Below are 22270 nucleotides of genomic sequence, written 5' to 3'. Positions count from 1 at the left end.
TTTTTGCTATAATCTTGTACAAGTGACAGAAAATATGGGACTATAGCTCAGTAGGATAGAGCGTTGGATTCCTAATCCGAAGGCCGTGCGTTCGAATCGCACTAGTCCCATTTTGTTCATTCGAACTTTTCTCTATAGTAATTTAGCATAACAAAAAACCCGTCACAATAGCCTGTTTTAACCACCTATACGTACGGCCTTTTGGTCTAATTATTTGCCCCAAAATTCCTATTTTCCTTCCATAATCTGTTATTTTTTTTAATATTTTTCTTAAAGCTGGTTTTGTGGTATAGTAAAATTGCCACAGGATACGTGAATTATGTAGGGTTTTGAATGTATCTGCTAGTGGCTACTATAAGTGGGCTGCAAGGAAAATAAGCGATAGAGAATTGGTATAAGACAAGCAATCATAGGTTCTGAGAACTTCTCTGTATTTTATTAACTTTTATTCAATAAAAAAACATTTGCATAACTTTTAATATGAGTTGATTATGTAAAGCAATATTAGACTTCTTTCAAAATTCACGTAAGGAGCTCAAAATTGTGGATAGCAGCAATCAAATTAAATCTTAAACCAAAACGTTTTCGTCGGTTTCTATATCTATCGGAAATGATTTTAAACCTTTTTAATAAGCCAATTACGTTTTCAACAATTGCCCTTTGGCTCATAAGTGTTCTGTTCTCTTTTTTTTGTTCTTTGCTTAACGGATTCTTTTTCGTTTTCCTGTGAGGTAATACAACATTTTTATGTATTTTTTGCATTCCTCTGTAGCCGGCATCAGCTAAGATTTTAGTTTCCGGCAATATTGCTACCTTTGATTCCCTAAATATCCGAAAATCGTGTTTCCTACCTTTCGAGAAAGATGTACATATTACTTTTTTACTCTTCTTCTCTGCTACTACTTGCGTTTTTATAGTATGCCTTTTTTTCTTTCCAGAGTAGAAGCATTTTTGCTTTTTTTTGGCCTCTCTACTGGTGTTTCAGTTCCATCTATTACCAAAACTTCATATTCTACATTACCCTTTAATAGCTCTTTTTTTCCCGGTAATGAAAAATCTGGATGTTTTATTAGCGTGTCTTCTACCCATCTTATTATTTTGAAACAGTTACTTTCACTCATGCCATAACTTTGACCAATGTGGAAATACGTTCGATATTCCCTCATATATTCTAATGCCATAAGCAACCTATCTTCTACGCAAAGTTTGCTTTTTCTTCCACTTCTAGCTTTTTTTCTTTTATCCTCCTCATCCAAAATTTCCACCATTCGCTTAAATGTTCCCTTTTTTTCCCCTGTTAAGCGCCTAAATTTCTTTCCTTCCAACTTTTCTATTTCTTTATATCTCATACCTTAAAATATCTGATTTTATACTTCTTTTCCCTTGTTTGCCAATTTTGAAAGAAGTCTATTGTAGTATAAACATACAGTAAAGGTAAATTCAGTGTATAATGAAAAGTGAAATAATTAAGCTCAAGTCTAACGAGGTTATTAACTTTATTAACTTTAATAGCTTAATTGTTTTTAAAGAGATATTAACTAAGATAATATAAATGTAGTGGAGGGTATGGTATGTTAGGTTCTTCTGAAATTAAACCAAGTGTAGAGGATGAATTAGGGGGAGTCATAGGTGCAATGTCTAACTTGTGTGAATTGCATCAATATGTAGAGAGGCTCAAAAAAGACAGAAATATACTTATATATCTCAAAGGCATAGATATACCTATATATCTCGAAGACATAAATATACTTACACATCTCAAAGACACGCTCAATAAAATAGGGATAATAAAAGATCCTGCTGTTCAGGGTCTCGCTATGGTGAAATTTCTTCGCTCAATTGCAGAAGGTAATAAATTACGTACAGAATTAGAAATTTTAGAAGGTCTTATCGAAGATTCTAACGGCTTTTATAGTCAATTAGGCACGATAATAACGGATTTTAAACTACCAGATCTATTAAGAAAGATGGAGTTCTTAACATATCTGAAAGAGGAAAGAAAATTTGCTGATATTTTAAAGTGTTTTGAAAAACATGAGTGGCGTTTGTGTGATCTAATAAACGATAAAGCTTTTCAAGCGTATATAAAGAAAGCATTAAATGAAAGAAAGGAACCTTTCCGTAAGGGCTTTGAGGAAGATATAGATAAATACATAAAAAAGGCAGAAGAAGATGCAAGTAAGTATTTTAAAGGGTATGTTTTTCAAGCTTATTATGCAAAAAATGACAACGCTGGTAGAGTTTTGAATATCAACCTTCTTATTAATCAAAATGGAAATGAGCCAATAAGGATTAGTGACATTTTGCAGCAAGAGAAAGACATTAGCGAATTGAATATCTATTGCAACGAGAAACATGAAATATATGCTTATCGAGATAAAGATAAAAGAAATTATGAATTTAAAGAGGACGCATGTTATGAAATGACGATTACTTGGCTTGCAGAGTATGAGCCCGGGAAAACTTTAATGTGTACTATGATTATGAATGTGAGTAGTGATGGCATAACTAAAATAGTGGAGTTTAATGGTAAAAAATTTGAATCGCCATCGAAAGAATTTTGGGAATTAATAGGAAAAAACGATGAAATACGTATTCAAGGCGACTCCTTACATGATGCTGTGAAGAAATCATTACATGGTGCTGTGGAGAAACCATTAGTATATGGAGAAGAGTTAAGGCCAACAAGTGAGGAGCAAACACCTCCTGATGCTGTACCTGACAACAATGCATCTCATACAGAAACTAATTTACAAACGGAAGTACACGGTCAAGAACAGGATAGGACACAATGTGAAGAAACAGTAATAACTTCTAGAAAGAGGAAGTTAGAAGATAGATCAGAGGAGGATAAACATAACCACAAAAGATTAAGGTTATCAAATAAGTGTGCTACAAGTATAGAGAATGTTCGGATTGATGATAGCCTCCGACAATCGAACCGTGGACCGGGAAATTAATAAAAATATAACCGTTACTTAATACTAAGCAGAAGTAGCAACTAAACTCTGTAAATTTTGAAAGGAATTTTGGCCATTTAGGCGTGATGTCAAAAATATCGACAACATTTTTGTAACCGCTCACGGAGATAAGGGGTACAAAGCTAGCACAAAAGCATAGAGAGCTAATTTAGGGGTCAGGAACCTTAGTGGCCCCAACCCTAACAAAACATCTGTCGTTTAGCCTGAAGAATTTCACGTTTTTCAGTACGACAACGTCGGTTTAGTTCACGGTCAACATATGTTTGCCCTGGTTGCTTGAGAGGCGGAGATTTTAGGCTAAACCTTCCAGCACTTTTATCAGGACCCGATACAACAGTGTCGTCTGATGATGTAGAACTGTTGGTCAACGTTGACGAATTACTCATGAATGAAGCATAGGTTTCATTATTGCGAGGAAACACACCTTGACCACTAGGCCCTGCAGTATTATTAAACGATAATGGTACTGAATCATGGTACTCATCATCATAGCCCTCACCACTCTTATTGGAAACTGTAGAACGATGACGGTCACTACTATTCCCAGAGTCTACAGAACCACGGTCTCCAGACAGATTAAAACGGGATCCAGACAGATCAAGAGAAGACAATGATGCTGAACCATAGCCCTCACTACTATTGTTGGAAACTTGGGAATCTACAGAACCACGGTCTCCTGGCTCTAGCGATTCAAACTTTGGTAATTGTGCCTGCCAAGCAGTAGTTGTACGTCGCGGTGGCAGAGGAGGCCGCCGCCCTGGATCATGTGTAGGAGAAGCTTCCTTTGAGGAGGGCGGGGAGGATGAACCACGTCTCAAAAGTCCAGAAAATGCTCCACTTATTTTCTTCCCCCACGAATCTTTACCACTATCCTTTTGCTTACTTTCATGTGTAGGAGAAATCGGCGGTGGTGGTGGTGATTGCTGCTCACGATAAGGCGGTGTATTAGCATTAAATCTGGCAACAGCATTACATGCTCTAATCAAATCTTTTTTATCAGCACCTACCACAGCAGCACTTATAGATCGCCGTGGTCCACCACTTGCATCAGGAAAATTCAGCTTTGACAGTGGTTGCTCACTTTCATAAGTACGTGCCTCATCAGATTCTGGTAAAGCTGCACAATACCCTTGTTCATTTCCACCTGAATCTATTGTATGGAACAGCATCCCTGTTTCTCTTTCTGAACCTTGCCTGGGAGACACCCGTGTTCTCCAATCCGGTCTTGATGGCCCTACATCCTTTCCATCAGGTCCTAGATCAGGCGATAATGCTCGAAAACGAAGCTCAGGGTCAATTTCTAATTCACCACGTCCATTAATTTTGGAGCTTTTTATTACAGCACTCATTATATGACACGAGATTTCCTTATCATAAACATCTATACCATATACTCCTGTCTTATAATTCTCTTTTCCTAGTAATTCTATCAAATACTTCTCAGGGATATACTTATTAACATTATTCAATACGGTAAAATTAAATACTTTATTGATATTGTATGCCTCTTCTCGAGTTAGCAACCTAAAGAACCCATCTTCCTGCACAATAGGTACAAGGAGCGAATCTTCATTACTATTTAAATAGGGTACACGAAAGATACTGTAAATTGGAATATTTGATTTAGCGTGAATCAAGTCAATTATTTTGTTCTTTATTGTTGCAACAAATTTATTCTTATTGCTAGGAGTTTCAAGATACCGCCCCGAAAACCATAAATTACGCTGCATTATGTTATCAATAAGTGGAATATTATCTTTGAATATATCCTTAATATATACACAATTACCTTCAACTTTAAAGAGCTTAGAAGGAGCATTATTATAGCTTTTGATATCTGACTGGAATAATTCCATAAACTTATCCCTTACTTCTTTATTCCCAAAATCTGTGCAGTATAGATAATGTTTGCGATCAAACTTCATAGAGCTTGCCAAATCCTCTAAATATTCTACTCCAAAAATTTCTCCAAGTTTTTCTTCAATGTCACTTGCAAATGAAGACATTAAGTAACATTTTAAGTTAAAAATTGTGCCATCATCTACCGAAGTAACATATCTCATACCTTCCTTGCTAGACTGCAATTTTCCTTTTCCTAAATTAAACGGAAAAGAGTTAATATCAAAAGCTATACCTGCACCCTTTTCAGTTTCATAAAATCTTTCTACTATTTTGTTTTTAAAGTCATTTATATAACTCATGCATTGATCAGGATTCATGTTTTTACAAAACTTAATGACAATATAATCTTTATTCCATGTACTTTCTAGAGCAAGATTAGTATCAATAATCTCATAAAAGAGATTATCAGCATTAAATGCTTTGATTAGCTTTTTAGGCATACCCCCCCTATTTAAATTACCATAAACCTTTAACTTTTACTATTACCTTGACCACTGGGCTGATTTTGCTTCCTCCTCTCCTCCTCCCGCTTCTTCCATTTTGGACTAAAATCATCAACCCTTCTTGGATCTACCCTATCTAAGTTAACCTTTGCTCCCCCTAAGGCAGTATTATCACCATATGTACGTTTAACGTAATCATCATTTCCTGGCATATTACCCTCCTAGTAAAAATATTATGTAATTAGTATACTAAAAACAAATTTAGGTGCAAACACTTTTTTATATTTTTTTACAAAAAATTTTATTCACTCTTTTTTATAAAATTCAGTTTTATAGATTCCGCCAACAAGTAGCGGAATGACGAAAAAGGGGCGCTGAAATGACACCTGTATTTCTTTTTGCCATCAGCTCCTACTCTTTAATGTCATCCCAGTACTGGGATCTAGCTTATCCCCTCGATGATGTCCGCTCTGCTTTCCTTCCCATTGAATTTACATGATTAACTTCTACATCATCAGTCAATCCTCTTGGTGATTGAGCATCAGCTTGCATATTACGATTACCATTACCATACTTATTTTTTCCACCTACACTCATACCCTTAGACCTGAAACCTGTTTTACGCTCTACCGCCTCTGACTCCTTCCTTTCATCTGGAACAGGCGTACATATCTTCGGTTCTTCTTTCCTTTTCACCCTTGATTCTTGTGAACTTTTATTATTCTCTATGCTTAATTCATGCATAGGAGCCAGTATCTTTTTCAAAGAATTCGGGAAAAGATTGTGCTCTTGTGTGGTCAGAGAGGTTGGCCTCCTCAACCAGATCCCAGCGTCAAGCGCTGGGATGACACCATGCATGAGCTTAGACTTTTCTCTCTCATCCACCTTGATTTCTGCGTCTTCACAAACTTCCTTCTTATTTGCTTCTTTTGAAGATGTTTTTTCTGCTTTTTTATCTTCTTCTTTGGCAGTTCCTGTTTCTACTGCAGCAACTAAATTAACTGCAAAAATCTCTGCGAAGGTTGTAATAAGCCAGCCGGCGACAAACATTTGTAATTTTAATTTTAGATTTTGTAGACCCTCAAGACGATTGAGCACTCTTGCAAACTCTTCTTTAGATAACCCGCCACCTGCGAGCTTTTCTTCCAATTCTTTTATCTCTTTTGCCAATCTCTCATCGAAACTTAAATCGCGTGAAAAAATCTTCTTGACTAACTCTTTAAGTTTATCACTTATTAATTTTATTACTGAAAGAAGCCAATTTTTCTCCCTCCTTTCCTTTATCATTTCGTATGTCTTTGAGCCTATGCCCATATCCACATCAAAAAAATTAAATAGGGGACAGAATAACAGGAGAAAATCATTCAACAATCTTTCACTATCAGCAAAGTAATCATCATCTATTTTAATAAGCTGCAATATATTATCAATTTGATCAGAAGCCTGACGTTCGCATTCGAGCGTCTTCAGCGCAGCTTTTCTTGCAAGCTCTTCTGTAATTTCCTTAAGTTTATTTCGCTCCTGCTCTGCAGAGAAATCTAGGATTTTCCCTTGAAAGATTGAGCTATCATCACTATCGAATTTACTATTATCAAAAAAATCTTTCATCATTTTCCTTCCTACTACTATTAAAAATCCATAATTCAATTTTATAGTACTAAATATTTAATAAGTATTAATCCTAAAGTTGTCAATAAAGTTATTTACATTTTCACACTATGCATATTATATCATACATCATTTAATCTTTCAATAATATTTTTTGCTGCCCCTTCAAACTCTAAATTCTCAGCATATCTGCTTCTTCAAGCTATTTAAATCATCCTTATTAATATTGATTTCTGCCCCTGCCACCACTTTCTCCTGTAAAGGATTTGATTTATTATAGTCTTTGATAAAATATTATGCAACCTCCTGTTTTTTTCTTCTTCTTTCAGTTTTCTTCAACGCGTTGGAAAAAATTTCTTGACAAGCTTCGCCAGCCCTCTTATTATCATAATAAGGGTATTTCTGACTCAAAACTTGTTTTTGACCTGCAGGCTCAATGACAAAATTCAGTAAAAAACTTAAGGTATTTTTTGGCGGATTACATAAAATTATGGCGGCTGCATGTCTTTTAAATTTTTTCTACATTCAGCCAAATCGCGCTTATATTAAGCGTTAGCACATTATTACAGCGCCACTTACAGTAATAGAGAGTCAAAACTCGCACCACGGGGTTTCTTTGCCTTTTTTTCTGTTTGGTAAATTTTTTAAATATTTTCTTAAATTTTATAGCTAAACTGGATCTCAGACTGGGATGACAGGAGAGGGGCGTTAGCGCTGCGACGTAGTAGCTACACAAACTCAAATTACTTCAAATTTCAATCTAAAGAGGTACATTATGTCAAACAACTTCAAATTTAAAGAATTTTTTCACCATTACGAAATGAATAGTACGTCAAATGATATACAAAGATATCATTTGTTATGGAAATCAGTAATAGCACAGGCAATGATTGATGCATCAAGTAACTGTAAAAAAACAGAAAACTTGGTAGAAAAACGTAAAGCGATTTCTTGGTTATCAGACTTTAGTCAAGATTTTGTGCACACATGTATATTGGCTGATTGCGATCCAGTATACGTAAAAAACAAAATACAGCCAATTTTACTTACCAAAAAATCAGATAAAGCCTTTGTACGTACCTAATGAGATTTGCTCCTTTCACCGAAAAAAATATCATGTAATCTTTTATCTATAGTTTCCTCTATATCTTTAATTAACAACTGTTTTATCATGTTTACTTTCTGTTTTGCATCTTGAGCATGATGTTCATTATTGTTGCTATAATTATAACCACTTCCACTGCTGTAACCGTTCTTATGACTATATCCATAACTACTACCATTTGGCTTACTACTGTGACTTGCCCTATTATCCTTTTTGCCTTTGATTATGAACCTGAGTATCTGTATTGCCTTTTCTTTTAAAAAAGATTTCCATCCTGTGCTAAGAAATAATCTATAGAGAAAATGCGGAGCAAGGAACGCTACTAACATTCTAATAGAAACTCCATAACCCAAATCATCTCTATTTTCATAATACCATTTTAAACATTGATACAAATGGTAAAATGCATTTTTGAAAGAGCTAAGTTCTACAGCATACCAAAAGCCATTGGTGAGAAACATGAGCATAATGCTGGATGTATAAAGATACATTGTGAAGAGAAATAGCTTTACAACTATATCTTTCAAGCTGCCTAGTATATAATTCAATAATCTTAATTTATAGAAAAGTGATATCATTTTACACACACTTCAATATGGCTGGGGTGGAAGGATTCGAACCTTCGCGTGGCGGTATCAAAAACCGCTGCCTTACCACTTGGCTACACCCCAAAACTACTTACATCAATAACACTATAAACGCATTGCTACTATACTTCAATCAGGTTTATTCATCAAGAGAAAATAGATTAGATTTTTCTGTCATTGTAATTCGAGAGCAATCCCCACCAAGAGGGTGTCATCCAAGTAGCTGACACTGGGATCTAGGATTTTTCTATCATAGTTTAAAAACAAAAAAAGGATGTTACTCAACGAGTAACATCCTTTTGGAGAAGTAGGTAGTTTTGTTTATCCTACTGCTTGCACCGGCGTAGTAGATTGTGAGTCAACTGCATCTACTTTTGTAGAAGGACCAGATAAACCTATTCCACTATCACCACTATTTAAAGAGTTCAGAGAGGAACTTCCAGGCACCTTTGGTGGATCAACTGGAGTAAGCCCAGGAGAAACATCAATTAAGCTACTAGATGAACTTCCTCTAAGCAGAGTAGGCTTGACTGTTGCAGGTGGTGTGACCGCTTCATATTCAAATTCGCTGCTAACAGTAGTTGTAGAATTCGTTGAATTGCTTCTTGATGGCTTCTTTGGAGCAACGTAAAAAAGGCTACGTCCTATCTCTGCAGAAGGCATTGTGCCTAATTCAGAAAGAGCTTGATATTTAACTTTAGTAGTCTGTTTTGATTTCTTGTTACTCCTGAACAACGATGACACCCTTTTTCTTCCAAATGAAGTAGGTGTTTCCACTTCTTGATGCTTCGCAGGATCTAACAATTCCGCTTTGCTGCTAGCAATACTTACAGAGTCTAATGATGATAGTGAATCGGCACTACCTTCTACAGACTTACTACGCTCAAGTACTTTTTTGCTTAGTTCATTCAAGTATTTCGTTGTAATCTCATGAATTTCATCACTATGGTCAGAAAAAGCTCTACGTATCAAGTATTCGTATTTATTTGGTAGGGACTCCGCTTTTAACCATTTTTGCAATATGTTTGAACTTAGATTATCTTTCTGTTTTTCCCATTCAGAACTGTAATTCGTACCTATTTTCGAATCAACTTCCGATTTAAACTCAGATAACACCTGTTCAATTAACTCAGAATCATTTTTGTGTTCTAAAGTGCCGTTCAGTTTCACAATGTCTTTCAGAGAAACCCTTACCATACCACTTTCATTGCGCTGATTTTCAGTCAATTCGTTTAATTCTTTTAAATAATTAGTAGAGGTAGCACTACTTTCTATCTTATTCGACAGATTCAATGCTGCTCTGCTTGTGCCTCTCCTTAGTGAACCTACTGTATTTTCACAACCTTCTTTCACCTTATCTTTGACATGCACAGCACCCTCTTTAGCTTTTCCGTAAAGATCTTTCGCCCCATAAGCTGCTTTTCTTGCTGACAATTTGAGCCCTTCATATCCATATTCAACTGCTTTATAAGCAAAAAATAGAGTAAGGGCAACTATTGCACCTGTTGCAGCAACTGGTAAAGCAACTGCCACAAATGGAAGTAATGCACCAAATATCACACCTACTACACTTACTGCAACTATTTGCTCTTTTGCAGACCAGTTAGAGAAATTTTTTATATCTTTTAGTTTATTCTGCACAGTTTCCATGAAAGTGGATTTTTTTTTAACAGAACTTGAATTTGTTTGTTCACTGACTAACATTTTAAACCTCACTATTAATTAAACATATTCATATTGTACATCTTCGATTCTTAAGTTAGTGTTAATTTGACTGCCAGTATTCATTTGTCTTCGAATAATTCTGCTTGACGTGTTTTTTGGTAGCGTAGACAATAAGACTGTAAGATGTTTTAATTTCGAAATATATCAAATAGTTTCATTCCAGTCACAACTGTACGAACGTTGCGATTTGAGGACAATATCCACCATGAAGGGTGTCATCCCAGTGCTTGACACTGGGATCTAAGTTTTTATGCAAAATTATTATATTTATATACTTGCAAGTAAATACAATAAGACTCTATATATAGGTGTCACATCAAATTTAATTAAACGAGTGTGGGAACATAAGAATAAAGTTATTCCTAGTTTTACGTCGAAATACAATGTACAAAAATTAGTTTATTTCGAGGAATTTCAAAATGTAGATTCAGCTCTTAACAGAGAAAAACTTTTAAAGAGCTGGAAAAGGGAATGGAAAATAGATTTAATTGCAAGCAAAAATCCAAATTGGGACGATTTATATTGCGAAATTACAAAATGAGATCCCAGTGTCAAGCACTGGGATGACAGGGCTGGAATGAAGGGAAGTGATGCTAGAATTGCATGAAGTATAAAAAAAGAGCGTTCATCTTATTAGCTGCTGTAATTCTAGCGATTTTATTATTAAAAAATTATAGTGGTTTTCGCGAAGATGTAGTGCACTTAAAGAATGACAACAAGGAATTTAAAAAAAAGCCAGAAAATACAATAGAATCAACTATATTACACAGAGAAAAGGAAGTGTATGATCATGTTTTCCATCCTGACAATTAACTCGTAAATAAAATAGTTTTGCATTTTCTTATTAAATAAGTAACATTAGCGCATTAATTACAGAATAAATTATGTTTGATGAGCGTAATCCTTGGAATCTTGGTAAGAAGCCGGCAGGTCCCAGTAATGAAGATGTTTTAGGTAAAGCTATATCTGAGATAAGGTATTTTCTTACTGGTTTAACAAAAAATAGCGGCAAAAAACCTTATTTAATCATCTTTGTTATTTTGTTCTTTTATGTTTGTACTGGTTTCTATATTGTCCATCCAAGTGAAGAAGGTATAGAACTTACTTTTGGTAAATACTCTAACACGGAAACACCTGGTTTGCGCTATCACTTTCCTTATCCTATAGGTAAAGTTTTTAAAGTGAATGTTAAGGAAGTAAATCGTGAAGAAATTGGAGTAAGTAATTCTTATGGACGAGATACAGATCGCGGTGAAGGTGTGATGCTTACTGGAGATGAAAATATAGTCAACGTTAACTTCGAGGTTCAGTGGCGCGTTAGAGACGCCAAAGATTATTTATTCAAAGTGCGGGATTACAAACCCGGTTTCAGTGTTAAAAATGCTGCTGAAAGTGCCATGAGGGAGATAATAGGTAAAAATACGATCTCTTTTGCGCTAGAAGGTCAAGGTAGAGCTGAAATTTCCAGAGATACTAGAATTTTATTGCAGCAGATTCTTGATGGATACCAAATGGGCATAGAAATTTTATCTGTCCAAATGAAAAAAATTGACCCACCAGAAAAAGTAATTAGCTCATTTAGAGACGTGCAAAGTGCTCGTGCAGACAAAGAACGTACTATAAACGAAGCATATGCTTATAATAATGATATTATACCTCGAGCAAAAGGTGAAGCAATAAAGATAAAATTAGATGCAGAAGCATACGAGAAAGAAATAATAAATGAAGCAAAAGGTAATGCAAGTCGCTTTTTGTCTCTTTATGGGGAATACAAACAAAATCCTTCTCTCGTTAAGAACCGTATTTATCTTGAAACTATGGAAAATATTTTCAGTAAGGTAGATAAAGTTGTTGTAACAGATGATCTGAAAGGTATGTTTTCTTATTTACCTCTTACAAATTTGGGAAAATAGTCATGCGTAGTAACACTAAAATTGCCTTTGCTTCTGTATTTGCTATCTTGTTGATAGTTCTATTTAACTCAATGTTTGTTGTGCAAGAAGCAAAGCAAGCAATAGTTATACAGTTGGGTAAAGTTGTAAGAGATATTAGAAAAAGTGGCTTATATTTTAAGTTGCCATTTATAAATAACGTAGAATTTCTTGATAAGAGAGTTTTAGATTTAAGCCCTGACAAAACTCCAAGAGAAGTGATAACTGCAGATCAAAAACGCATTATAGTAGATGCGTATGCAAAATATAAAATAGTGGATCCTGTGACTTTTTATCAAGCTGTGAGAAATGAATCAGGGCTGGTTAGAAGGTTATATCCAGTTATAGAAGCACACATAAGAGAAAATATAGGCAGATTTTCATTGATTAGCTTACTTAATGAAAAAAGGTCAGAAGTTATGCAGCTAATTCAGCGTGGAGTTTACTCTGAAGCTGGAAAATTTGGAATAGAAATAATAGACGTAAGAATTAAGAGAGCAGATTTACCAGAAGAAAACAGTTCTGCAATCTTTCGCCGTATGCAAACTGAAAGGGAAAAAGAAGCAAAAGAAATTAGAGCAGAAGGAGAACAAGCGGGACAGGAAATTAGGTCAAAAGCTGATAAACTAAGAAGGGAAATTATCTCTAGTGCAGTAAAAGAATCCCATGAAATACGAGGCCGTGGTTATGCTGAAGCAACTAGAATTTACAATGAGGCATTTAAGGTTGATGAAGAGTTTTTTAACTTTTATCGCTCTATGAGTGCTTACAGTAAATCATTTGCTGAAAATAACACTAAATTTGTGCTTTCACCAAATAATAATTTCTTAGATATTTTGAATAAGGGATGGAAATAGTTTATGAAAAGTAAGGTTTTATCTATATTTACATGTTTTTTGATTTCATTCTCTTCGTATGCTAATATGTTTGACTGGAGTGCAAAAAAGGTTGCAGATACTAACACTCCTGCATGCAATTGTAATCAAGGATTTGCTGATCTAGTGGAGGGACTTATCCCTGCAGTTGTAAATATTTCAAGCGAACAAATCATTAAACAAGAAAGTAACAATAGAACTAGAGTTCCTTCTATGCCAAAGAACAATTTTTTTGACGACTTTAGGGAGTTTTTTGAACACTTTGATCAGTTTTTTATGGACAGGGGCCCTAGTATTAATAGAGAGGTGGTGCTGCTTGGATCTGGATTTATTATAGATAAAGGTGGAACTATAGTCACTAATTATCATGTTATTAAAAACGCCCAAGATATCACAGTTACTATGAATGATAATACTTATTTCAAAGCAGAAGTTTTAGGCTATGATGCAAAAACTGATCTTGCTGTGCTTAAGATCAAAGCTGATAAAGATCTTTCTTTTGTTGCATTTGGTAATTCTGATAAAGCGAGGGTTGGCGATACGGTTATGGCAATAGGTAACCCATTTGGTTTAGGTGGCTCCGTAAGCACAGGAATTATATCTGCAAGGTCCAGGGACATTAGCATTGGCACCATGAATGAATTTATTCAAACTGACGCTGCAATTAATAGAGGCAATTCTGGGGGGCCGCTATTTGATTTAAGTGGAAAAGTTATAGGTATTAACACTGCTATCTATTCTCCATCTGAGTCCGGCGGTAACGTAGGTATAGGTTTTGCCATACCATCTAATCTAGCCACGTCCATTATTGACACATTGAAAAGTGGTAAAAAAATAAAACATGGTTGGCTCGGTGTACAAGTTCAGCCTATAACAAGAGAATTTGCTGAGTCCTTAGGCTTAAAAGATATAAAAGGCGCATTGGTTGCAAATATAGTAAAGAATAGTCCTGCAGAAAAAGGTGGCATTAAAGTAGGTGATATATTATTAGAATTTGATGGTAGAAAAATTGATAGGATGACACAATTACCTCAAATGGTTTCAAGAACTGAACCTGAGAAAAAAGTGCAAGTTAAGTTACTGAGAAAGGGCAAAGAGGTTAACATTAAGATCGTCATCGAAGAGTCTGCAAGTGACAGCCAAGATAATAACCAAGAAGAAAATAAATCAACATCTGATTATATCATTGGTTTAATTGTTTCAAATCTGCCAAAAGAACCAAAAGAAAGTAAAAATGATGTACCTACAAAAGGTGTGATAGTTACCAATGTAGATAGTAATAGTAATGCTACGCTGCGCGGTATTAAAAAAGGAGACATTATTACACAAATAGATGGAACTGATATAGAAAACACTGATGATTTTCAAAAACAAGTTGATCTAGTAGTAAAGAAAAGTGGTAAAGATTCAATAATGTTGCTTATTTACCGCAATGGGAATCAGTTTTTTACTTCAATAAAGTTGAAGAAATAGCCGGCTTGTAGACTATTCTGCAAGGCAATATTGTAAATCATGCAGTTCTTCTCCTTTCAGGTGGTTCTATTGCTGTAATCTTTACTTCTGACATTGATCTAGAAGAGTCTTCAACTTTCGCTTCATTTAGCGAACCATGTTTAGCAAAATATTCATCCGTCATTTGAATGTATAATTCGATTAACTCAGGAAAAGTAAAAGCACAACCAGTCTTGGGGGAAGATTCTAAACATTTAATAGGCAAGCCATGAATGCCCTTATTAGCCTTTCTAGGATCAATACATTCATTATTTTTTCTTAATATTGTATGTTGCTTCAAAAATTCTTCATACTCTTCAAAGCCTTCAAAGACCTTTTTTTTCTGGTAATCTTTTCCTCTACCACTTTTTTCTATTTTTTCTATCTTTGTTGCAAGCTGTGCTGGCTGTTTAATTGTTTTGTCTCCCTCTCGATTAAAGTACATCGTATAAGGAGTAATTGAATTTACGATTTTATGTGTTTTCCAATGACAACCAAAAATCTTCAGTACTAATTTGAATATCGGTGCAAGAAAGATTTTTAATTTTGCTATAAAACCAAAATAATAAAGAGATGCTTGTTTGAGTGAACTAGCAGCATTGCTAACGATCAATCACCTTAATACCCCCTTCAACAATCAAGTAGCCAAAGAAATTACAGTTACAGATCCAACACATCCACTGTTTGGCAAAACTTTTCCCGTATCATCTTTCAGTTCAACAGCCTACAAAGGTGGTAATGTATCTGTTATTTATCGTGATAACATCACTCTACATATTCCATTTTTTTCTACTAACTTAGCTAGTAAGCAAGATTTTCTCACCAGCAAGTTAACATGGACTTCATTATACGAGTTTGTTTCTATAGCAAAGGAGTATAAATTATGCCATGTAAACCATGTCAAGTGTGGCAGAAAATGCCGCAACGTTTTAAGTCAGAAGTTTTAGAAAATATATTATTAGTATCCAAAGAGGTTATCCATGAGTACATCAGAGCTAATCACAGCACAACATTTAGCACGCGAAGCAATAATTTACATCAGACAATCAACACATCATCAAATATTAAGCAATCAAGAAAGTCTAGAGTTGCAGTATGCGCTGAAACAAAGGGCAATTGATCTTGGCTGGAAAGCTGATAGTATTATTATAATTGACACTGATCTTGGTATAACTGGTGCTAGTGTTGAAAAGCGTGAAGGATTTAAAGAACTTGTTACTAAAGTCACTTTAGGAAAAGTAGGAATCATACTCTCTTATGATGTAACCCGTTTATCACGGAATTGCTCTGATTGGTATCCGTTACTGGATATATGTGGCTATAAACAGTGTTTAATAGCTGATCGGGATGGTATCTATGATCCTGGTAGCATTAATGGTCGGTTGTTACTGGGTCTAAAAGGGCAACTTGCTGAAATGGAATTATCTACTATAAGAGCTCGACTAAATGCTGGATTATTGAATAAAGCAGCACGAGGTGATTTAGCCTTGTCTCTTCCAGTTGGCCTTGTTCGTTACCTAGACGACTCAGTACATAAGGATCCTAATCTTGAAGTTCAGCATCGTATTAAGCTTATTTTTGAGACTTTTCTAGAGAAACGAGCAGCATCAAAAATTCTAAAGCATTTTAATGACCATCAACTTACTATTCCTAGATATGACACATTTAAAGAGCTGCAATGGAAAAAACCAACACGTGGAAAAATTCTCTCGATACTTAAAAATCCAGCTTATGCTGGAGCATTTGTTTATGGTCGTACTAGAAGTCATAAAATATTCTCTGCTGAAAAAACAACAAAACGCATACCAATGGAAGAATGGAAAGTTTTAATAAAAGATAAATATCCAGCTTATATAGATTGGGAAAGCTTTATAAAAATTCAGATGATACTAAAAGACAATTATGCAAAGTATAAATATAATAGCACGCGTGGTATAGCTAGATCAGGAGAAGCATTATTGCAGGGAATAATCTATTGTGGAGAATGTGGATACAAAATGACAATGCGATATAAAGAAAGAAACTATTATATGTGTAATTACCTGCAACGAAAATATCATGAACCTGTATGTCAGCGTTTACTAACTGATATTATCGATTGTGCAGTGGTTTCTAAATTTTTTGCAGCACTTAGTCAAATCGAATTAGATGCTTATACTAATGCTATTGATTCACAGTCACAATCTGAACAAGCGCTTAATAAAGTACATTTGCAACAATTAGAACGTCTGAGCTACCAAGCTAAGTTGGCAGAACGACAATTTAATCAAGTTGATCCTGATAATCGTCTTGTAGCTGCAGAACTTGAAAGACGTTGGGAACAAGCATTAAATGAACTCAAGCAAGCGGAAATTACTTTTGAACGTCAATGTCCAAGCAAACCTGCTCCTCAGTTATCTGAAGAACTGAAAACAGTATTTTTAGATATAGGTAAGAAATTGCCTGAAATTTGGAATAAGTCAGTTCTGTCAAGTCAACAGCAAAAATCCTTTCTTCGTTGCATAATTGATAAGGTAGTAGCACACCGAATCAAACGCGATTGCTTACAAATACGTATTGTATGGCATGGTGGAGAAACTACTACTTTTCATGTTCCTACTCCAGTAAAATCCTTTTATGAATTAACCACAGCAACAGAAATGGAACAGCTTATAATAAAATTAAGTAAGTAGGGTAAATCAGATATAGAAATTGCCAAGTACTTAGAAAAACAAGGATATCGCTCTCCAAAGAAAAATGTTGTTTTAAGAAGTACAGTCGAAAGTATTCGATTAAAAAATAATATTTTTCGAAAAAGACATCAACCATATCTTCTTGCACCTGGCTACCTTACTGTTACACAAGTTGCAAAGATCCTCAAAGTTTCTAGGAATTGGCTCTACCATAGAATTAATAGTGGCAAAATTAAAATGCGAAAAGATGATAGTAAAGCCAAGGGCAAATATTTATTTGAGGATAAACCAGAAACTATTAAAATTCTGATGGATTTTAAAAATGGCAAATTCAACAATATAAATTTTTTATAGGAGTATCAACATGCATAGTCAAATAAATAGCTTCAGTTCCATAATAAGAGGACTGGCGGAGTTTGTCAAGAAATTTCTTCCAACGCGTTGCCAAAAGTTTGTTGTGCAAGAAGTCTATTGCCTTCTTGAATTCTATGATATTTTATTTAACATTAGTGCAAGAGCCCAGTGTCAGCTACTTGTATGACACCATCTGCTGTGCAGGAGGTATAATGATTAACGAAGGAGTTGTAAGAGAGTGCCTAAAAAAAGTCATAGAGCAGAAAAGCGGTAAAATTCTTGGCATAATATCCTCAATCGTTATTAAAGGCGGGAACGTTGGTTTTGCGCTTGAGATTTCTGGTAACACACAAGCAAATGAAGAATTAAGAAGAAATTGTGAACGGGCTGTTAAAGCTATACCAGGAGTGGAAAAAGTGACTGTGGTTACTACTGGTCAAAAACAAGCTACACAACAAAAAGCTAAATTGCATATCGAAGGAGTGAAAAATATAATTATTATTGCCTCTGGTAAAGGGGGTGTGGGTAAGTCCACAATTGCATTAAATCTTGCTCTCTCATTAGCAAAATTAAAACACAAAGTTGCGCTAGTTGATGCAGATATATATGGTCCTTCAATTCCCAAAATGCTTGGCGCTGAAAAATTAAAACCAGAAATACGTGACAGTAAAGCAATGCCTATAGAAAAGTATGGGCTGCATACTATTTCAATTGGCTATTTTATTGATAAAGATCGTGCAGCAATATGGCGTGGACCTATGATTACAAAAGCGCTTTACAACTTGCTAATGGGAACAAAATGGCCTGATATAGAATATTTGATAGTTGATACACCGCCTGGAACTGGGGATGTGCATTTAAGTCTGATGGAGAATTTTAATTTAACTGGAGCAATAATAGTTTCAACTCCACAAGAGCTTGCTTTAATCGATGCACGCAAAATTTACGATATGTTTAAAAAGCTCAGCGTACCGATTATTGGCATTGTAGAAAACATGAGCTATTTTATTCAAGACAGCTCAGAAATATACATATTTGGAAAAGATGGTGCAAAAAAAATGTCTGAAGAGCTGGGAATCAAGCTCTTGGGCAGAGTTCCTCTAGATCCACAAATATGTCATGCTTCAGATTGTGGAAATCCTTTAATGTTAAGTGAAGATTTAGCAGGGATTTATGAAGACATTGCTAAAGATGTTAGGTCTTTCGTATAGAGTCTATAAAGTTTGTTTAAACTATTTTCAAAGTAGATAAAATATAATTTTTAAGTTAGTAAATAAAATGAATTACGATGTAATCATTTCAGGCGGTGGTTTACTTGGTCTTATTACTGCCATTGGCCTTAGTAATGATTATGTATCTGTGGCTGTGATTGAGAAAAATAGCTTGCCACGTGTAATCGATGATAATCGAGCATTTGCTATTTCTCAAGGCTCGAAAAAAATATTGGAAAAGTTAGGGATCTGGCAATTTATTAAAGATGAAGCAGAACCTATACTCGATATATGCATATTAGATGCGATTACTGTGCATTATGATCATAAAATGGTTGGTGAAGAACCAATGGGTTATGTTATCAACAACACTACCATATGGAACGCGATCAATAATAATTTTCTGAATAAGCTAAATATATACTCTCCACATTCATATAAAACGATTGCTTGTGATGCGGGATACGTGGAAGTGATTCTTGATAATGATCAGGAATTAATATCATCGCTACTTATTTGTGCTGAAGGCAAAAACTCTAAACTACCAGAGTTATTTTCTATGCCGGTAATAAAGTTTGACTATAAACAAAGCAGTATAGTGTGCAATGTAAAACACGAACTGCACCACCAAAATTTGGCTGTGGAACGGTTTTTTCCTGGTGGTCCATTTGCAATTTTACCGATGAAAGGTGGTTATGTTTCTTCAATAGTTTGGACAGAAAGATCTGAAATTTCAAAAATGCTAATGGATCTGTCTGAAGGGGAATTCATTTTAGAGCTTAAAAAAAGGTTTGGTTCTTATTTAGGGGAGGTTAAATTAGATAGTGAAAGAAAATTTTATCCTTTAAGTTTTGCTTTCGCAAAAAAGTTATATAAGAGTAGAATTTTGCTTATCGGCGATGCAGCGCATTCAATTCATCCAGTTGCAGGTCAGGGGCTTAATCTTGGAATTAGAGATGTAGAAAGTGTTATAAGGCATATAACTGTTGCAAAGGTGGCTGGTATTGACGTTGGCAGCAGTTATTTATTAAAGAAAATTTCACATGACAGATACTTTGATAATTTTACAATGGCACTTGCAACTGATGGATTAAATAGGATGTTTTCCAACAGAATATTCTGCGCTAAAGCACTAAGAAATCTTGGCTTGATTGCAGTTGAAAACTCGAATTTCCTCAAAAAACGCTTCATCCGTCACGCTATGGGGTTTAGGTAAATACTGTTTCAGTTTGAGATGTCAAAGACCTGAAGGTGACCTTAACCGAAAAAAGTGGAGAGAAAGTTGAGAATAGACCTCTTACACAACAAATTTTTGGCAGCACGTTGGAAAAACGACTTGACAAACTCCGCCAGTCCTCTTATCATAGAAGTGAAGCTATTGTATTTGCTTTCGCCAATCTGCAGATTAAAAGGTAAGGATTACTTAATGTATCGGCGTCTTATGTTCAATTTTTTGCAGTACATAGGTACTGTATGTCTTTACAAAACTTCATCTACATCTAGGTTTTTACCTAAATAAGCTGAACGCGCTTACAAAGCGTTACAAGACATCAAAAAATGCCAATACTCGACAGAGATAGTAAAGGACTAGCTAACTCGGGTTTTCTTTGTCTTTTTTTCTGCTTGGTAAACTTCTTAAACACTTGCAGCGCAGGTTAGTTGCGATTAAAAGCGGCTGAATCTCGCTTGTCAGGCGTTTAAAACATAAAAAACGCCAGTACTTTAAAGCGGAAAATAATCACAGGGTTCCTTTTGCCTTTTTTCCCATTTGGTAAATTTCTTAATGTTTGTAACTTAGGTTGGTTGCAATTTAAAAGCATGTAGGGAATTACTCCTTGCCATTTGTAGCGTACTGAATTAATATTTACGTGTTAATCCAGAAAATAGTGATGAATAATATTGTAATTGTTGGTTTGCAATGGGGTGATGAAGGCAAGGGTAAAATAGTAGATTATCTTTCTGAGAACGCAGATGTAGTTGTGAGATTTCAGGGGGGAAATAATGCAGGGCATACTATAGTAGTAGATGATGAGGTTTATAAATTAAATTTACTGCCTTCTGCTGTTTTGAGAACGGGCAAAATATCTATCATAGGAAACGGTGTTGCTCTTGATTCACATGCTCTAATTTCAGAAATAGAGTCATTGAAAGTTAAAGGGATGGATATCAATCCTAATAATTTGATGGTATCCGAAAGCTGTCCATTAATACTTAGCATACATAAGGACAAGGAAAAGCTGTTTGAAGGTTTAAACGGAAATCATAAAATTGGCACAACAAACAAAGGCATAGGGCCATGTTATGAAGACAAAGTTGGAAGGAGAGCTATACGCCTTTGTGACTTAGAAAACGCAGATGAGCTCAATGAAAGAGTGGATACTCTTCTGAATTACCACAATGCTATCAGGAAAGGCCTAAACTACCAGGTGGTAAAAAAAGAAGAAATGTTAAAAGAAATTCAAGAGATTTCAGAAAAAATTCTTCCATATAAAAAACCTGTGTGGAAAATATTAAATGACCTTGTGAAAGAAGATAAGAAAATAATATTTGAAGGTGCCCAAGGCACATTCTTAGATATCGACCATGGGACATACCCTTTTGTTACTTCAAGCAATACTGTAGCGTCGCAAGCAATAACAGGTTCAGGGTTATCTTCCAATGTTCATATTATTGGTGTGGCAAAAGCTTATACAACAAGAGTGGGCAATGGTCCATTCCCTACTGAGCAAAAGAATGAAGTGGGAAATAGCTTATTTACTATAGGCAGGGAACTTGGAACAGTGAGCAATAGAAGAAGGCGCTGTGGATGGTTCGATGCAGTTTTAGTGCGTCAGTCTGTACAACTCTCTGGAGTTTCAAGTATTGTATTAACTAAATTAGATATCCTTGATTCTTTTGACACAATTAAGATATGTACTGGTTATAAGTATAGCGAAAAAGTGTACGATTATTTACCCGCATCACATTCAATACAAGAAGAATTAGAGCCAATATATGAAGAGTTTCCTGGCTGGAAAGAAAATACTCAAGGTAAAAGGTCAGCTGAGAAATTGCCTGCTAATTTGATAAAGTATGTAAAAAGAGTAGAAGAATTAATAGGTGTACCAATTCATCTAATTTCAACCAGTCCAAAGAGAGAGGATATTATTGAGCTTAAAGGTTTCTGAAAATGCTCTTGTATCCTATCAATTTTAAAAAAAACACTTGCATAGCTTAAAATATGAGTTTATTACGTAAAATAGCTTTGCATTATGAATGTATGGTGAGGGTAAATTCAATTTATAGCGAAGAGCAAAAATTTAAGTTTAGCGCTTGCAGTTATTTTTAACATCTCATCATAAAAATTAGTGTAGGGCAAGGTTTAGTAGCCTGGTTATTTTCAAAA

The 22270-nt window shown here is 35.0% G+C and carries 20 protein-coding genes and 2 tRNA genes; 14 read left to right on the top strand and 8 right to left on the bottom strand.

Annotated elements, in window-relative coordinates; genetic code table 11:
• The first annotated feature begins 36 nt into the window (after positions 1–36).
• Positions 37–110: transfer RNA gene (locus tag ACICP6_RS03955), tRNA-Arg, on the top strand.
• A gap of 412 nt (positions 111–522) precedes the next feature.
• Here the strand turns inward: ACICP6_RS03955 and ACICP6_RS03950 are convergent.
• Positions 523–1349 (bottom strand): IS5 family transposase gene (locus ACICP6_RS03950; protein WP_395462622.1). Its coding sequence is split into 2 segments (ribosomal slippage): positions 523–962 and positions 962–1349, totalling 828 coding nucleotides; the frame shifts between segments, so codons are not numbered across the junction.
• Between the two features lie 222 nt (positions 1350–1571).
• Between ACICP6_RS03950 and ACICP6_RS03945 the strand changes: the two genes are divergently transcribed.
• Complete coding sequence (locus ACICP6_RS03945; protein WP_395462696.1) at positions 1572–2960, top strand: hypothetical protein; 1389 nt, start codon at positions 1572–1574, stop codon at positions 2958–2960.
• A 200-nt stretch (positions 2961–3160) separates the two neighbouring features.
• Here ACICP6_RS03945 and ACICP6_RS03940 read toward each other — a convergent pair whose 3' ends face one another.
• The 3 genes from ACICP6_RS03940 to ACICP6_RS03930 form a co-directional block, all read right to left on the bottom strand.
• A complete protein-coding gene (locus ACICP6_RS03940; RefSeq protein ID WP_395462695.1) occupies positions 3161–5323 on the bottom strand; it encodes a hypothetical protein in 2163 nt (720 codons plus the stop codon).
• A gap of 29 nt (positions 5324–5352) precedes the next feature.
• On the bottom strand, positions 5353–5538 hold the full coding sequence (locus ACICP6_RS03935) for a hypothetical protein (RefSeq protein ID WP_395462694.1): 186 nt from the start codon (positions 5536–5538) through the stop codon (positions 5353–5355).
• Between the two features lie 235 nt (positions 5539–5773).
• Positions 5774–6937, bottom strand: coding sequence for a hypothetical protein (locus ACICP6_RS03930; protein ID WP_395462693.1), 1164 nt, complete (start codon positions 6935–6937; stop codon positions 5774–5776).
• Between the two features lie 772 nt (positions 6938–7709).
• On the opposite strand from ACICP6_RS03930, the gene ACICP6_RS03925 reads away from it, so the two are divergent.
• Positions 7710–8018, top strand: a complete 309-nt coding sequence (locus ACICP6_RS03925; protein ID WP_395462692.1) for a hypothetical protein — start codon at positions 7710–7712, stop codon at positions 8016–8018.
• Here ACICP6_RS03925 and ACICP6_RS03920 read toward each other — a convergent pair.
• The 3 genes from ACICP6_RS03920 to ACICP6_RS03910 form a co-directional block, all read right to left on the bottom strand.
• Positions 8015–8617: a hypothetical protein gene (locus tag ACICP6_RS03920; protein ID WP_395463667.1), complete on the bottom strand. Its 603-nt coding sequence runs from the start codon at positions 8615–8617 to the stop codon at positions 8015–8017. The two genes, ACICP6_RS03925 and ACICP6_RS03920, sit on opposite strands and share 4 nt — an antisense overlap.
• An 18-nt stretch (positions 8618–8635) precedes the next feature.
• Positions 8636–8710: transfer RNA gene (locus ACICP6_RS03915), tRNA-Gln, on the bottom strand.
• A gap of 237 nt (positions 8711–8947) precedes the next feature.
• Entirely contained in the window at positions 8948–10330 is a 1383-nt protein-coding gene (locus tag ACICP6_RS03910) for a hypothetical protein (protein ID WP_395462691.1), read from the bottom strand.
• A gap of 271 nt (positions 10331–10601) precedes the next feature.
• Between ACICP6_RS03910 and ACICP6_RS03905 the strand changes: the two genes are divergently transcribed.
• The 5 genes from ACICP6_RS03905 (at position 10602) to ACICP6_RS03885 (ending at position 14630) form a co-directional block, all read left to right on the top strand.
• The gene (locus ACICP6_RS03905; protein WP_395462690.1) at positions 10602–10892 is read left to right on the top strand and encodes a GIY-YIG nuclease family protein; all 291 of its coding nucleotides are present in this window, start codon (positions 10602–10604) and stop codon (positions 10890–10892) included.
• Positions 10893–10954: 62 nt separating this feature from the next.
• On the top strand, positions 10955–11164 hold the full coding sequence (locus ACICP6_RS03900) for a hypothetical protein (RefSeq protein ID WP_395462689.1): 210 nt from the start codon (positions 10955–10957) through the stop codon (positions 11162–11164).
• A 71-nt stretch (positions 11165–11235) separates the two neighbouring features.
• Positions 11236–12264: an FtsH protease activity modulator HflK gene (gene hflK, locus ACICP6_RS03895; protein ID WP_395462688.1), complete on the top strand. Its 1029-nt coding sequence runs from the start codon at positions 11236–11238 to the stop codon at positions 12262–12264.
• A gap of 2 nt (positions 12265–12266) precedes the next feature.
• A complete protein-coding gene (gene hflC, locus ACICP6_RS03890) occupies positions 12267–13139 on the top strand; it encodes a protease modulator HflC (protein WP_395462687.1) in 873 nt (290 codons plus the stop codon).
• A 3-nt stretch (positions 13140–13142) separates the two neighbouring features.
• The gene (locus tag ACICP6_RS03885) at positions 13143–14630 is read left to right on the top strand and encodes a DegQ family serine endoprotease (RefSeq protein WP_395462686.1); all 1488 of its coding nucleotides are present in this window, start codon (positions 13143–13145) and stop codon (positions 14628–14630) included.
• 37 nt (positions 14631–14667) lie between these two features.
• Here ACICP6_RS03885 and ACICP6_RS03880 read toward each other — a convergent pair whose 3' ends face one another.
• On the bottom strand, positions 14668–15261 hold the full coding sequence (locus ACICP6_RS03880; protein WP_395462685.1) for a hypothetical protein: 594 nt from the start codon (positions 15259–15261) through the stop codon (positions 14668–14670).
• Here ACICP6_RS03880 and ACICP6_RS03875 point away from each other — a divergent pair.
• From ACICP6_RS03875 to ACICP6_RS03850, 6 genes are all read left to right on the top strand, one after another.
• Positions 15230–15595, top strand: coding sequence for a hypothetical protein (locus ACICP6_RS03875; protein ID WP_395462684.1), 366 nt, complete (start codon positions 15230–15232; stop codon positions 15593–15595). The two genes, ACICP6_RS03880 and ACICP6_RS03875, sit on opposite strands and share 32 nt — an antisense overlap.
• Before the next feature lie 33 nt (positions 15596–15628).
• Positions 15629–17320, top strand: coding sequence for a recombinase family protein (locus ACICP6_RS03870; protein WP_395462683.1), 1692 nt, complete (start codon positions 15629–15631; stop codon positions 17318–17320).
• A 12-nt stretch (positions 17321–17332) separates the two neighbouring features.
• Positions 17333–17674: a helix-turn-helix domain-containing protein gene (locus tag ACICP6_RS03865; protein ID WP_395463655.1), complete on the top strand. Its 342-nt coding sequence runs from the start codon at positions 17333–17335 to the stop codon at positions 17672–17674.
• Positions 17675–17886: 212 nt separating this feature from the next.
• Entirely contained in the window at positions 17887–18885 is a 999-nt protein-coding gene (locus ACICP6_RS03860; RefSeq protein ID WP_395462682.1) for a P-loop NTPase, read from the top strand.
• A gap of 67 nt (positions 18886–18952) precedes the next feature.
• Complete coding sequence (gene ubiH, locus ACICP6_RS03855; protein ID WP_395462681.1) at positions 18953–20101, top strand: 2-octaprenyl-6-methoxyphenyl hydroxylase; 1149 nt, start codon at positions 18953–18955, stop codon at positions 20099–20101.
• A gap of 673 nt (positions 20102–20774) precedes the next feature.
• Positions 20775–22052, top strand: a complete 1278-nt coding sequence (locus ACICP6_RS03850) for an adenylosuccinate synthase (RefSeq protein WP_395462680.1) — start codon at positions 20775–20777, stop codon at positions 22050–22052.
• The last annotated feature ends 218 nt before the right edge of the window (positions 22053–22270 follow it).

Source organism: Wolbachia endosymbiont of Cantharis cryptica, assembly GCF_964277405.1.
Classification (GTDB): domain Bacteria; phylum Pseudomonadota; class Alphaproteobacteria; order Rickettsiales; family Anaplasmataceae; genus Wolbachia.
Note: the sequence above shows the minus strand (reverse complement) of the source record. Positions and strands in the feature narration are given on the sequence as shown.